This is a genomic window from Campylobacter sp. US33a (assembly GCF_004378855.1).
In the GTDB taxonomy this organism is placed as follows: domain Bacteria; phylum Campylobacterota; class Campylobacteria; order Campylobacterales; family Campylobacteraceae; genus Campylobacter_D.
Genome location: NZ_RYYL01000009.1, coordinates 57,917 through 70,507 on the forward strand (window position 1 = coordinate 57,917; position 12,591 = coordinate 70,507).

A 12,591-nucleotide genomic window follows, 5' to 3' on the forward strand; every position below is an offset into this window, starting at 1 on the left:
ATTAAAATGATTTTAGAAATACATTCTTACGATGCGGAGCTTTTTTTAACTTTAGGTATAGAAAAACACTCACAAATTGCCTTTGCTGCAAAAAGAGCAAGCCTTGAAATAATGCATGATGGAATCACTCATCAAATTAAAACCGATAAAGATTTTGGGATTTTACTCAATGTGATTTGCGTAATTAGAGAAAGAATTGATGAGGGCTTTGATGAAGAAGATAAAAGCTTAGTCATTGACATAGATGAGCTTATAGAAAAGACTTGCAAAGAATTAGAGTAAAGCTCTAATTCTTTTTTCTTCCAAACTCATAGGATATTTTTTCCACACTTCAAAAAGTTTCTTTTGTTGATTAGAAAGTCTGATTTTATATTTTTCACTCATGTAAAGATATGATCTTGCTATCCAGCCTTTTTGACTCTCATTAGGATAAAATTTTCTTGCTTTAAAATCAGTATAAACCTTGCACTTTCCATATTGGTTATATTTTAAATTTAAAGGAGCTTGTGCGTAATTAAAATTACTCCTATCGCCGTTAATCTCTCCTATGGCTGGGACTAAGTTTTGAATATCGCCTTCCATTTTATTAAAAAGCTTATCATCTTTACAAGCTTTTCTGCCACCTTCTTTCCAGCAAGGCAAATGTTTTCCAAAATTATGAGCGCTCATAATATGCTCCCATTCTATGCGTTTGGCTCTTTGGTTAATTTTACCTTTTTTAGTATAGGCGTGGCGTGGGGTATAGCTATCATCTTTAATGAGCTCAAAACGAATATCATCTCCTTTTTTAACCGCTTTAAAAGAAGTATCACAGTAAAAATCTTGCATAAATTGTGGGTTTTTAATGTAAAACTCACTTAAAAACTCTTTTGCCTCTTCAAAATTATCAATCACTCCATCACTTTTTGCTAAACAAAAACTTAGCATAAGTGTTAAAAACATTAAAATTTTATTCATTTTTTCTCCTTTAAAAAGTGCAATTATACTCCGCAATTTAACAAAATTTGATTTTTTCGCTAGAATTTTTAAAAAGATTTTTTTAGGAACTAGCTTGCTAAGTAATAATGAATATTTTGAATATTTTATTGATTTTGTGAAAAATAATGATAAGCGAGAAATTTTAAAAGAATTTGGCGGTGCAAATATTTATATACCAAGCTATAAAACCTTACTTAGAGATGAAGAATTAAAGCAAGATTTTAAAACACTTATAAAACAGGGAATAAGCACTAAAAATGCAAGTTTAGAATGTGCTAAAAAATACGATTTAAGTTTAAATGCAATCTATTTAATCACCAAAGAATTAAGAGAGGGTTTAGAACCAAGTTTGTTTTAGATTAGATTATTTTAATAATAAAACTTCAATTTAATTTGAAATATTAATTACAAATTGCTATAATGATATTGTTAACTTTAAGGGATTTAAGGGAAAATAATGAAAAAGGGATTAATTAGAGACAGCTATGGAAAGATAAATTATATCAATGACTTCTATAATAATCATGGCAGTGTCGCGCAATTAACTTATGGAAAGGACAATCCAAAATTACATCAAAGTCTTCAAGAGGCTAATGATTTTCTAGACAAAATGTATGAAAAATATAATGTAGAGGAAAAAATTGCAAACAGAAATTTTTAATTCTTTTTTCTTTCAGTATGGTAGATATCTACAATACGATTTAATTCATTCTCTTGAGCAAAAAACAAGACTAGGAAGAAATGTTGATTTACTAATAACTTTTAGAAAACAATTTGATATAATTATCACCTCTGACCTATCTAAAGAAGATGCAGAATGTTTAAAAAAAGCAATCAAAAGAGCTGTTGATGACTATATAGGCGATCATAAAAACGAATGTTTAAATATTAATCTTGCTTCTGTTTGTCACTCTAGTTTTAATTACGGTGCATTATTTAAAGAAGATTTTAAAGAAATATTTACTTCTTTTCGTACATCTTGTGGTGATTTTAAGATTATTGATGCAATTGAACATGAAGAAAATAGTCAAGAATTTGCAAAAGACAAGGATGGAAGAAGTGTTTTAATCCAAGCTTTACTTGAATTTAACAATGCCTTATCTCATATTTTTACAAGTGTTTATCACGGAAATGATGATTTAGGAAATATAAATAAAGCAAAAAATCATCTTTATAGGGGAACGCTTGATAATTATAAAATGTTTATCAGACTATCTATTAAGTCAGTAAAGCGAAAAAATCCAAAATTGTTTGAAGAATTTAAGGATATAAGAATGCAAGAATTGTTACATCTTGGCAAGGATGTACAAGGAAAAGTAATAAACAATGAGTATTTACACAAACAATACAAAGAACTCTACAATAAATCTTTACCCTATCTAGATAAAAAATCTAACTCTCAAACTCTAGCGTAATCACATAAGCTGAGTCATTAAAACTATGACTCACACTTTTAATGCTAAATTCTAAAATATCAAGTTTTATTCCTTTGATTTTAAGTTTTCCACCAGCCCTTATTTCGCGTCCTATAAGCTCACATCTGCCATTTACTCCTCCTTTTTGGAGCTCATTAAGCTTGCTTTGTGCGAATTTAAACGCTTCATTATCGCTTTTTGGTTGTGCAATTTGCATTTTAAAAACATTTTCTCCACTTCCTACTTTTATGCTTTTGGTTTTTCCTTCTGTGGTATCTTGCCACTGTGCAATTACAGCCGTGTATTCATTTCTTGAACTTTCTGTGATTTCTAAAGAAAAGCATTCATTCAGATTTATTTCATAGCTTGGTAAATTTTCATTTTTAACGCTAGTAGAATTATCTTTGCTTATTTTTGCATCTTTTGGAGTGATGATTAAGGTATTTTCTTTAATACAGCAAATAAAACCGTATTTTAAAGATAGTTTATAAAAAAACTCCAAATTACTTTCATTATTTTGTAAAACGCTAGTAATGTTTTGATCTTCGCCACTGCTTTTAAGTTTTAAACCATTTTCACTTGCAATTTTCCTTGCTATAGCAAAAAGAGTAGTGTTTTCAAAGCTTCTGCTTTTCTTTTCTTTAGTATTGCCTGAGCCATTTTTGCTATTTTTTCCACTAAAATTTACCGCAGTAGCTCTTACTTCTGTTGTGTTTTGGGTGTAATTTTTACTTACAGTTGCCACGCTAAAAGTTCCACACTTAAAAAGCTTTTCAAGTCCAAGCCAAAGCTCTAGGCTATCCCCAAAGAGTGGCTTGGAATAAAGCCCAAAAATACTTAAGCTTATCTCATCACTCTCATCCTTTTCCTTATCTTCAAAACTAATACTAATGAGATTTTTAGAGATTTTTTCTGTGATGTCTGCATCATTAGCAACGAGTTTAAATTGCGGTTTTTTTACCATAAAGCTTTTTCCTCACTCTCTTTGATTTCAATTTTAGGTAAAATCACTTTATCTCCTGTTTTTAAAAGCGGTTCTAATCTTGGATTAGCAATTAATACCTGATCAAAATATAAAAGTGTTCCATAATGCTTATAAACTATACTATCAAGTCTTTCATTGTTTTTGGCTATGTAAATTTCACTCATTAAATATCCTTTTTTAATTTTGCGGATGAAATAAATTCATCCTTGCGAGCGGGAGTTACACTCCCTGCACTCACCTAAAGCCCCCGTCCCACTTGCGTGAGTATCTTGTTTTTCAAGCACTTTGCAAAAATTTTACTCATCAAAGTCCCTTTCTAAATCCATACTAAAGCTTTGTGCCACAAAGCCACTCCCATCAATAAAAGCACTTCTATTTTCACTTAAAGTTAAAATCACGAATTTCCCATAATACTTTCCATTCGCTCCTACCAAATTAAAAGATTTTCTTTGTTTAGCCATGTTTTCAAGTTTGTCCAGATAGGTATTTCTATCTCCTTTCAAAGGCAAGGTTTTGCCTTGAATTTTAATTTTTTCACTCTCTTTTGAATTTGAAAACAAAACGCTATGATTATTAAGCCTACTTTGACTTTGTATGTTAAAATCCAAACTTCTTTCTAAATTATCAAAATTTAAAGCCTTAAATTCAAAATCCCCTAAAGCTAAAACCATTTAAACTCCTTTTTAGTTTTATCGAGTTAGAATTTTAAAAGATAAGGTTGATGATCGCAATGTAGTAGTCGATAGATACCTATTTATATAAATAGGGTTGGATCTGTATTGTAGGTGCAACTCCTACCGCCTTATCTGATTTTTTCTAGTGGTTCTTGTTTTTTATCATTTTTATTTACTTTTCCAAGCGTAATAACCGCATTAGTTTTTCCAAATTTTTTAAGCTTGTAATCAGGTTTTATAATGATTTTATTTACTTTTTTACTATTTTTTAAATCATCAAAAAAATAAACCAAGCTTTCTTCCTTCCTGTCCCAATAAACCTCTTTTACCTCATCCAAAACCTTAACAATTTGTCTTATTTCATCTGCACTTAAGGCTTGATTGTAGTTTGCTTTTCTTTTAGGACTTGCGTGTAAAAGGTTGTTTTTGCTTAGTGTAAAATATAAATCTTCTAAATCCTTTTTACTCAGTTTTTCCAAAAATTCTTTAGTTGTTTTATCCATTTTACCTACTTGTATAAAATTAATAGGATATTTTTGATTTTCTTTAATGATGACTTCATCCACCATATCATCCAAGCTTTTTTGCCAAGTGTAAAGTTCTTTTTCTTTTTGAAAATTTTGAGAGTTTTCGTTTAATTTATTGAATGCACCAAGAGCTCCAAGTTTAACAAAATTTTTGCCAATTTCGTTTATTCTTTCTCTATAAAGCCTTTCAAGCTTTTCCACACCCAAGTTTTTATCATAATCAAAATTTTTATCTGCTACATCTTGTGGTACTTGTTTTGAGAGCTTCCAATTATAAAGTTTTAATTCATTGTTGCTTACTGCTTGAAGAGAACATTTACATCCATAGCCACAAGGGGGACGATTTTTAATCCAAAAAGGATCATCTTTTCTTAAAATCATTCCGTGCAAAGCAATGTGATTTTGCCTACGGTTTCCGTGAAGTAAGCTTACCCAACGCACATATTCTTTATTGCTTTGCAAGATATTCTCCCATTGCGATTGAGCCTTTGCTATTCTCATATTGGTTTCAAAAACTTTTTTTAGTCTTGAAGTGCCCACCTTGATGTTTTTAACTTCGCCTGTTTTTGGATTTATAACTTCTACTTTATCTCCAAACCATCCTTTAGCTTTTAGTTTTGGGATGATTTGCTTTTTCCAAGTTTCAAATTTATCTCCATTTTTTAAAGCTAGTATCAAGGAATTTTGTATGTCTTTTAAAAGATTAAGATCATTTAACTTTGCAATAGTGAAGACTTTATTATGTGTTTCGCACATTATCTCATCATAATCAAAGCTAGTTTGGGGCTTTTTACTTTGTAGATACTCAACCGCCTTGGTAGGTTCGCCAAAAAACATTTTTAATCCCCATATCCTAGAATGCTTGCATTAGCTAAAGCTTTAAACATAAAATCTTCCAAAACATTGATAGAAACACCACTAAACTCTTTTTGTAGGTTTTCAAAAAGTTCTTCGTAGGAATTAGAATTGTTTAAAAGCTGGTTAAAGGCTTGTTCTAGCTTTTGCTTGATTTTTTTATCTATGCTTTTAAACTCTTTGCTCTCAAGAGCTGCATCGATTTTATCCATAGGCTTTTTTGGTGCGAGTTTGGTTTTGTTTTCAAAGATTTTTTTATCGTTTTCTAAGTCTTTGTTTTCTTCGCTTTTTAAAGTCTCTTTTATAAGCTTACCTTCTACATTATAAGTGCTTTTAATATATTCCTCATCAAAGCTAAAGCCCATATTAAAAAGCTTTAAATCTCTTTCGCAAAGCTCGCTTTTTGGCTCTGCTTCACTAAAAAATTGCACAAAAAGTTCATCTTTAAAATTATTGATTTCTTTAAAAAATTTAAGCGCACGATTTAAGATAAAAAGCACGATTTGTCCATCTTGAGCTGCCAAATCTTTTCTAATATCATTATGAGATTGTGCAGCCGCTAAAGATCCGCTGCTTACTTGAGAGCTTAAATTTGCTCCTAAAACCACACTTCTTATTTGATTATCAAGATAATCTATTATTTCATTATAATTTGCCTTAGTCTTTGGCTGGATTAAATCAAGCTCCTCTTCTTTATCAATAACCGCACTATCACCGTTTAACATTTGATGTACTTCAGATGCTAATGCATCAGGGTCGCTATCTGTTTTTGCAACCGCCCATGGACTTCCAAATCTTTCTAAAAACTCCATCCAAAACTTTAAACTTGCATTTTTAAGTTTTACTGGAAAATAAAGTTTTGTTAATAAAGCATCGCCATTTTTAAATAAAAAATTTGAACCAAAAAGCCCATAAATCACTTTAAATTTATCTATTAATTCTTCACACCCATTGCCATTATAAACAAGTTCATCTTCTTCATTAAAACCAAAATTCCTAAAATCTCTTTGCTTTAAAATGGGATAATAAAAACCATCTTTTAACTTGTAATTAACCTCAAACACATTAAGCCCATAAAGATAGGTTTCTAGGATTTGTCCTATTAAATCAGGGTGAAAAAGATATTCAAAATTTTCTTTGATTTTTTCATTTTCACAAATGATTTGAAGTTCTTTGGCGAGTATAACTCCTTTTCTGCTTTGCATAGCTTGAGTAAAGCTTAGATCTTTAAAAATCATTCTTTGATCGTTTTCTTTAATCATTGTGATATTTAAAAAATGAGAGTTGATTAAGGTATCAATTAAACTATTGTTTTTTAAAATCACTTCTCTTTTGCTTTTTGTTTCTTTTTTCATATTTTTCCTTTAAAAATGCCTTATTCTTGGAACAGAACTAAAATTATGTTTTCTTCTTTTAATGCTGCTTTTTGTGCGTGCTAATAAAAAAGCACCAGCTAAGCTATCAGGTGCATCATCGTTTTTGCCTTCTGGAAATTCCAAAAGTTGATTTATAAGCATGGTTTGGCTTTTATGCAAAAAAAGTTCTTCATTTTCAAAGGCAAGGCTTAAACTCTCAATGCGCTCAAACTTGCTAACGCTATTGTTTTTACCACGCAAAGGCAAAAATACTCCGCTCTCTAAGCTTTTCTCCTGTAGCCATTTTTTTAAGAAAAATTGTCCGCCGTTAGTTTCAATTTCAATCAAACGACACTTATAAATCTTTTGAAGATTAAAAATGGTTTTTATAATACTTTGTGCTTTTAAAATTTTTACAATGCTTTCTACTACATAAAAGCCCTTTGCACCTTTGCCAATAACGGTAATTGCACTAAAGTCGCTTTTTGCTTTCTCTCCTGCTGGGTCAATATACATGTAATATTGACTAATTGGTGGCAAAACATCATAAAAATTAATGCCATCAAGACTAAAGATTTGATTTTCACTTCTTGGGTTATTGAGTTGCTCTTTATTAAAAGCTTTTAGATTTTCAGCTCTTAAACGCATTAAATCTTCCAAGCTTTTAGCCTCACTCCAAAGAACTTTTGCTCCTTTATCCATTAAGGCTTTATTTTTTAAATAAAATTGATGAGCTGTATTAAAATCAGTATTTCTATAAAGTGTGGCATATTCATCCCATAAATCAAGCCTTTGTGGAAATTCTTCGATTGACCTAAAGACTTTTGGATTCCAAAAACCAAGCTTTAATTTCCTTGACAATACGCTATCATTATGTAAAATCGTTCCAATGTAAAGCACATCCAAACTTCCATCAGCACTCCCTAAGTTTAAAACCGCTTCATCCACCCAATCTTCTAATTTATCCCTTTGGTCTTTACTTCTAACATTAGTATCATTTTCTAAATCATCCAAAATAACCAAATCAGGTCTTTTAACCCCATATCTAACCCCACGAAGTCTTTTTCCACTACCAAAGGCTTTAATCTTTACGCCATTATTACTAACAAACTCACCCACACGCCAAGTCTTGCCAATTCCTACAACCTCAGGAAAATCAAGCTTTAAATGCGGATTGTCTTCAAGTTCTGCTTTTATGGCTTCAAGCATTCCTTCCATAAGTTCGACTGCATCTGAAATCTCTACTATAAAGCTTTTATAATTAAAAACCAAGCACCACAAAGGAAAGAGTTGCGAAGTGTAAGTTGATTTACCATGAGCTCTTGGTGCAGCTATGGCGTGTTTTTCGCCTTTATTGTCCTTTTTTAAGGCGATTTTTGTAAAAACTTCATTTAAATGTAAATGCAAGCCACATTCGCCTTTAATGGTAAAATAATGTGGAAAGTAAGTTCTTGCAAAATAATCAAAATCCACACTTGCTCTTTTAATTCTTTCTTCTTTTAAAGCAGGATCTAAATGGCTTTCATGCAAAAATTGAGTTTTTAATTCATTTTTTAACTCATCCATCCATTCTAAAAAGTCTTTTCTTTGCATAGCACCTTTTAGCTCATTTGGAGTGTTTTCGTGTTTTTGCTCGTTTGAGATTAAAAACTCATCGAGTTCTTCTTTGGAAAATAACACTTTTATCCTTTTTTAACTTCGCGGTAAAAAACGCGGTTTTTACCTTGCAACAGGAAGCTTCGCTCCCTTGACCCACCTAAAGCCCCCGTCCCACTAAAGTGGGGAGCTTCGCCATTTAAATATCCATTGCTAAAATTTCTTTTTCTATTACCCCGCTTTCTAAAAGTGATACCAGTTTTGCTACACAATCTTTGTCATTTTTTAAATGACTTATGATAATCTCAACCACCTTTTTAGCAACATTTAAACGATAGCTGCTTGGATCTTCAAGTCTTGCAACCTTTCTCATTTTTGAAAAGCTATCGCCTATCCTTGCAATAGCTTCAGTCTTCTTTTCTGCATTCATTTTTTCATCAGCATTAATATTTTCAATCGCACAAAACATTTGCTCGGTAAAGCTTTCATACAAAGATGCACTTTCTTTATCTTTGATTTTTGAAGTTAAAAGATTAGCCTTTAATTTATCCCAATCGCCATCTTTGGCTTTGTAATTTCTAATCGTTTTTTCATTGCGGTTTAAAATTTTTGCAATTTTAAACATATCAAAACCTGCAATATAAAGTTCTTTTGCAAGTTCTTTTAATTCATTGTTAGCCATTTATTCTCCTTAAATCCATTCTTTTTCTTTTAATCTTAAAAGCCCTTACGCGAATACTAGGTTCGTTTTCATCTTCTGAAATTTCGCTAGGAATTTTCTTATTTGCCATTTTTAAAAGTAAATCCTGAGCCCACTGGATAATTTCATTTAAAGCATCTTTTGGAAAATCATTTCTCTTTTTTAATTCCACAATAGCAAGCTTTACACAAATATCTTTTAAAAGCGGAGTTGGGTTTTTAGGTATCTTTATAAAACTTGCAATATAATTTTGGGCATCACTAATAGCATCATCAATCACTTCTTTATCACAAACTCCATCTGCATTTAAATCACTAAGTTGAGCAATATCATTAAAGCTAAGTTCTTTAGTCAAATCTTGTTCATTAATCAAAAAAGCTTTTGCATTCTTCATCATATACCTTTTTTAAGCTGGTTAAAATATGGTTAAAATCGTTTAAAATCTTTTTTTAATATCTTTTTAGCCTTAAAGGCAAAAAATGCTTTTAAGGCTAAAATTGTGCGTTTATTCTAAAATGAGTTTAATAAGCCCATTTGGTCTGGTGCAAACTGGCATAGCTCTCATTTCGCTTACAATTTCAATCCCAGCCCCACGAGGTAAAATTTCAGGCTTAGAAACAAACATTAGACTTGGTGCTTTTCCTAAAGCGTCAGTATGGTTTGCTCTTGTATAATAAATGCGATTAGAATTGTCTTTTGGCACAACTATACCCTCGTCACTTGCCAAAAATTCAACACTTTTACCTTTAGTGTTTTTGTATTTTGCACTGTAGCGGCGATATTTAGTGCCATACAAAATTAAGGATTTGTCTTTCTCATCTCTGCTTGCAAGATGGTTTTTATAAAGATCTTCACTTAGCGCCAAGTTGGAAATAGCTGCAAAAAGTTCATTTCCGCAAAGCACTTCATAGTCTGCATTTGTGCCAAATTCATCAATAATAGCTGCGTCAATAGAATCGCAAACATTAGCCAAAGGTGTGCTTCCATCTTTTTTAACTTCCACTACACTTTTATTTGCACTTCCAAAATCAAAAAGCACATTTCCTTGACCATCTAAAATTTTGCCAAATAAAGCACCATTAGCCATGTATTCAAGGGTAGTATTAAAGCTTTCTTTCATTTCTTTAATTAAAACTCCCATAGCTCCACTTAAGCTTTTAACTTGTGCTTCTCGCAAAGCCAGAGACCTTAAAGAATTAATCTCGCTCGCACTAATTCTTTTTACAAGTGCAAAGCGTGGCAAAGGGATATTTAAAATGTAAGAATTTTTTGTTTCTTCCATAGAATGTTCGCCATTTTCTGAAACGCTATTTAGTACTATACCAGCACCTTTGATGATTTCAACTCTTGCAGTGCTCTCTAAACTTGGAATTCTGTCTTTGAAAAAAGTATCACTCACAAAACGAGGTGAAGCTTTGGTTTGATTGATGACTTCAGTCACTTTTGTGCTTGAAAATAATTCTAAAAGCTGTTCTAAATCCATTCTTTACTCCTTAGTATTGATGATTAAATTTTGTAAAAAAGCAGCTTGCTTGATGCTTGCATTTACATTTAAAAGATTGACTTCACCCATAAGCAAAACACCATAATTGCCATTTGCAAATACATCATCTTTTAAAAGTCCTAATTTAAAATTGCTTTTTCCTGCTAAATCATCAGGGCATTTTTTAAAAGTCTCTCCAAAATCTTCGCTGATTAAAAGCGTTCCAAGTGCTAAATTAGCATTGCTTTCAAGATCGATTTTTGCATTAATGCTTAAAATTTCTTTTGAAATAATTTGCTCTAAGCTTCTTGGAAGCTGTATTAAAGCTTCTTTTGCCATTTTTTCTCCTTCCTCATTTTCGGTAACTGGTGGTGGGTTTTGATCCTGTGTTTGTCCTTCATCTTCATTATTAGGTGGGGAAACTTGTTCCTCGTTTTCTTTATTTTCTAACTCATTTTCATTAGACACATTTTCTTGATCTTGCATTAAATTTTCATCCATTTTAAACCCCTAACATCAAATTAACTACATCAAGATTGCTATTACTTTGCGGATTGTTTTTGTTTTCAAAAACATTGTTTTTTGGAACTTGCACTTGTTCATCCTTGGTATCTAAAAAGCTTTTAAAGCCCTCTAAATCTTTACAAGCATACATTAGCGCCCATTCTTTTTGAGAATTAGCAATTTTGCCTGTGTTTAAAGCATTATCAACTAAAGAGCTCGCTAAGTTTTTAACGCTTTCTTCGTTTTGCTTTTTTAAAGCTTCATTTTGCAAAGCTAATGAGCTGTTTTCATTTTTTAAAGCTACAATCTGAGATTCTAGCTCTTTGATTTTTTCATCCATTTTCTCTCCTTTGTTTTGATGAATATTGTTTTTGTTAGCAATGAGTTCGCCAAGCTCATCAATAAATGGCGTATTGGTTAGTGCGACTGAGTGAAGCTTAGCTCTTACAAGCTCTCCACTTTTATTATCCTTTGTGTTAAATTCAAAAACTGGGGATAAATAGCGGTATTGCTTGTTAGCTATATAGTTTTTAGCTTCTTCGTTAAATTCAGCCTTAGCCATTAAGGCATCATTTTCTAAGTAAAGCTCTTTAATCCAACCTGCAGCTGGAGCTTTTTTATTTTTTAAGCTTTGGTGTTCATAATCAATAACCAAATCAATCTTTTTTTGATTGAAATTTTCAATCATGGACTCTAAATCTTTATCATCGACCTTAAATCTGCCATTATTATGTCCTTTCCACTCGCCCTTAATTGCCACTTTTATAGGCTTATCATTGCTAACTTTAACTAAGTTTTCTTTATTGATAAAAAGCATTTTAAATCCTTAAAAAATCATTTTTTGGTAAAAAACCGCTTTGCAAAGTTCTTGCATATACACTTAAATATCCATGATCACTAACTCCTTCATAGATTTTTTTAAGCTCTTTTAACTCGATTCTAAAGCCATTGTTAAATTCTGCACTTAAAAGCTCTTTGTCAATTTTTTCTAAGGTATCAAATAATTTATGCTTAGCATCAATTCTGTGCTTAGGTGTTTTTGATTTTGTATGGGTTAAGATATAAAGCTTCCAAATACCTGTTTTATTTTCCAAATCCTTATAATTTTCACTTTCAAAATCAAGCAAAACAGAAGCTTCCAAACCATTAATACAAGTGGCTAAGTTTTGCACATCCTCAAACTCGCCCAAATAAGTTCTAATGTTAAAATCTTTTAAAAGTTCCAAAAGTTCTTCTTCAAATTCTTTTAGCAATTTTTATCCTTTTATTAGCTTTTTTCAAAGCTTTGCGGCATTTTAAGATTTTTAAAGTTTTATATTCAAGCAAAAGAATTTCTTACAAGTTTTTAGCACAATTTTTTTCTAGTTTTTGGTTTGACTTTTTAATTAAACTTGCATTGTTATTCGCCACTTAGGGTTTAAAGTGGCTTTAAAAGGAAAAATATGAAAGAAAACAAGTATTTTAAAATTGATGAATTTAAATGCAAATGTGGCAAGTGTGAGTTGCCGCCAAATGTCCC

17 protein-coding genes and 1 pseudogene are annotated in these 12,591 nt (G+C 31.3%); 5 read left to right on the forward strand and 13 right to left on the reverse strand.

Translation table 11 applies throughout. The features are described from left to right. The first annotated feature begins 6 nt into the window (after window positions 1-6). Window positions 7-282, forward strand: a complete 276-nt coding sequence (locus ELQ16_RS07860; RefSeq protein ID WP_134239005.1) for a hypothetical protein — start codon at window positions 7-9, stop codon at window positions 280-282. Here the strand turns inward: ELQ16_RS07860 and ELQ16_RS07865 are convergent. Continuing rightward, window positions 274-957: an endonuclease gene (locus ELQ16_RS07865; RefSeq protein ID WP_134239006.1), complete on the reverse strand. Its 684-nt coding sequence runs from the start codon at window positions 955-957 to the stop codon at window positions 274-276. The two genes, ELQ16_RS07860 and ELQ16_RS07865, sit on opposite strands and share 9 nt — an antisense overlap. Before the next feature lie 94 nt (window positions 958-1,051). Between ELQ16_RS07865 and ELQ16_RS07870 the strand changes: the two genes are divergently transcribed. The 3 genes from ELQ16_RS07870 (at window position 1,052) to ELQ16_RS07880 (ending at window position 2,393) form a co-directional block, all read left to right on the forward strand. Next, complete coding sequence (locus ELQ16_RS07870) at window positions 1,052-1,336, forward strand: Mor transcription activator family protein (protein ID WP_134239007.1); 285 nt, start codon at window positions 1,052-1,054, stop codon at window positions 1,334-1,336. Window positions 1,337-1,435: 99 nt separating this feature from the next. Next, the gene (locus ELQ16_RS07875) at window positions 1,436-1,639 is read left to right on the forward strand and encodes a CJH_07325 family protein (RefSeq protein ID WP_134239008.1); all 204 of its coding nucleotides are present in this window, start codon (window positions 1,436-1,438) and stop codon (window positions 1,637-1,639) included. Continuing rightward, window positions 1,620-2,393 (forward strand): hypothetical protein, encoded by a 774-nt coding sequence (locus tag ELQ16_RS07880; protein WP_134239009.1) that lies wholly within the window; start codon window positions 1,620-1,622, stop codon window positions 2,391-2,393. Before ELQ16_RS07875 ends, ELQ16_RS07880 begins: the two co-directional genes overlap by 20 nt. Here ELQ16_RS07880 and ELQ16_RS07885 read toward each other — a convergent pair. The 12 genes from ELQ16_RS07885 to ELQ16_RS07940 form a co-directional block, all read right to left on the reverse strand. Next, window positions 2,371-3,357 carry a phage late control D family protein gene (locus ELQ16_RS07885; RefSeq protein ID WP_134239010.1) on the reverse strand — a complete coding sequence of 329 codons (987 nt, stop codon included), beginning with the start codon at window positions 3,355-3,357 and terminating at the stop codon, window positions 2,371-2,373. The two genes, ELQ16_RS07880 and ELQ16_RS07885, sit on opposite strands and share 23 nt — an antisense overlap. Next, a complete protein-coding gene (locus tag ELQ16_RS07890) occupies window positions 3,351-3,542 on the reverse strand; it encodes a tail protein X (protein ID WP_134239011.1) in 192 nt (63 codons plus the stop codon). Before ELQ16_RS07890 ends, ELQ16_RS07885 begins: the two co-directional genes overlap by 7 nt. Window positions 3,543-3,674: 132 nt before the next feature. After that, window positions 3,675-4,049 carry a phage tail protein gene (locus tag ELQ16_RS07895; protein ID WP_134239012.1) on the reverse strand — a complete coding sequence of 125 codons (375 nt, stop codon included), beginning with the start codon at window positions 4,047-4,049 and terminating at the stop codon, window positions 3,675-3,677. 131 nt (window positions 4,050-4,180) lie between these two features. Beyond that, window positions 4,181-5,416 (reverse strand): phage minor head protein, encoded by a 1,236-nt coding sequence (locus ELQ16_RS07900; RefSeq protein ID WP_134239013.1) that lies wholly within the window; start codon window positions 5,414-5,416, stop codon window positions 4,181-4,183. A gap of 2 nt (window positions 5,417-5,418) precedes the next feature. Further along, complete coding sequence (locus ELQ16_RS07905; protein WP_134239014.1) at window positions 5,419-6,789, reverse strand: DUF935 family protein; 1,371 nt, start codon at window positions 6,787-6,789, stop codon at window positions 5,419-5,421. Window positions 6,790-6,798: 9 nt separating this feature from the next. After that, a complete protein-coding gene (terL, locus tag ELQ16_RS07910; RefSeq protein ID WP_134239015.1) occupies window positions 6,799-8,469 on the reverse strand; it encodes a phage terminase large subunit in 1,671 nt (556 codons plus the stop codon). A 115-nt stretch (window positions 8,470-8,584) separates the two neighbouring features. Then, window positions 8,585-9,067: a DUF1804 family protein gene (locus tag ELQ16_RS07915; protein WP_134239016.1), complete on the reverse strand. Its 483-nt coding sequence runs from the start codon at window positions 9,065-9,067 to the stop codon at window positions 8,585-8,587. Beyond that, complete coding sequence (locus ELQ16_RS07920; protein WP_166739675.1) at window positions 9,060-9,479, reverse strand: phage protein Gp36 family protein; 420 nt, start codon at window positions 9,477-9,479, stop codon at window positions 9,060-9,062. The genes ELQ16_RS07915 and ELQ16_RS07920 overlap by 8 nt, the downstream gene beginning before the upstream one ends. Window positions 9,480-9,590: 111 nt before the next feature. Next, complete coding sequence (locus ELQ16_RS07925; RefSeq protein WP_134239018.1) at window positions 9,591-10,568, reverse strand: major capsid protein; 978 nt, start codon at window positions 10,566-10,568, stop codon at window positions 9,591-9,593. Between the two features lie 3 nt (window positions 10,569-10,571). Next, window positions 10,572-11,069 (reverse strand): hypothetical protein, encoded by a 498-nt coding sequence (locus tag ELQ16_RS07930; RefSeq protein ID WP_134239019.1) that lies wholly within the window; start codon window positions 11,067-11,069, stop codon window positions 10,572-10,574. Window position 11,070: 1 nt separating this feature from the next. Next, window positions 11,071-11,889 carry a phage protease gene (locus ELQ16_RS07935; protein ID WP_134239020.1) on the reverse strand — a complete coding sequence of 273 codons (819 nt, stop codon included), beginning with the start codon at window positions 11,887-11,889 and terminating at the stop codon, window positions 11,071-11,073. A 1-nt stretch (window position 11,890) separates the two neighbouring features. Continuing rightward, on the reverse strand, window positions 11,891-12,325 hold the full coding sequence (locus ELQ16_RS07940; RefSeq protein WP_134239021.1) for a hypothetical protein: 435 nt from the start codon (window positions 12,323-12,325) through the stop codon (window positions 11,891-11,893). Between the two features lie 189 nt (window positions 12,326-12,514). Here ELQ16_RS07940 and ELQ16_RS10325 point away from each other — a divergent pair. Further along, window positions 12,515-12,591: pseudogene (locus tag ELQ16_RS10325) on the forward strand (peptidase M15 family protein); the annotation flags it as partial.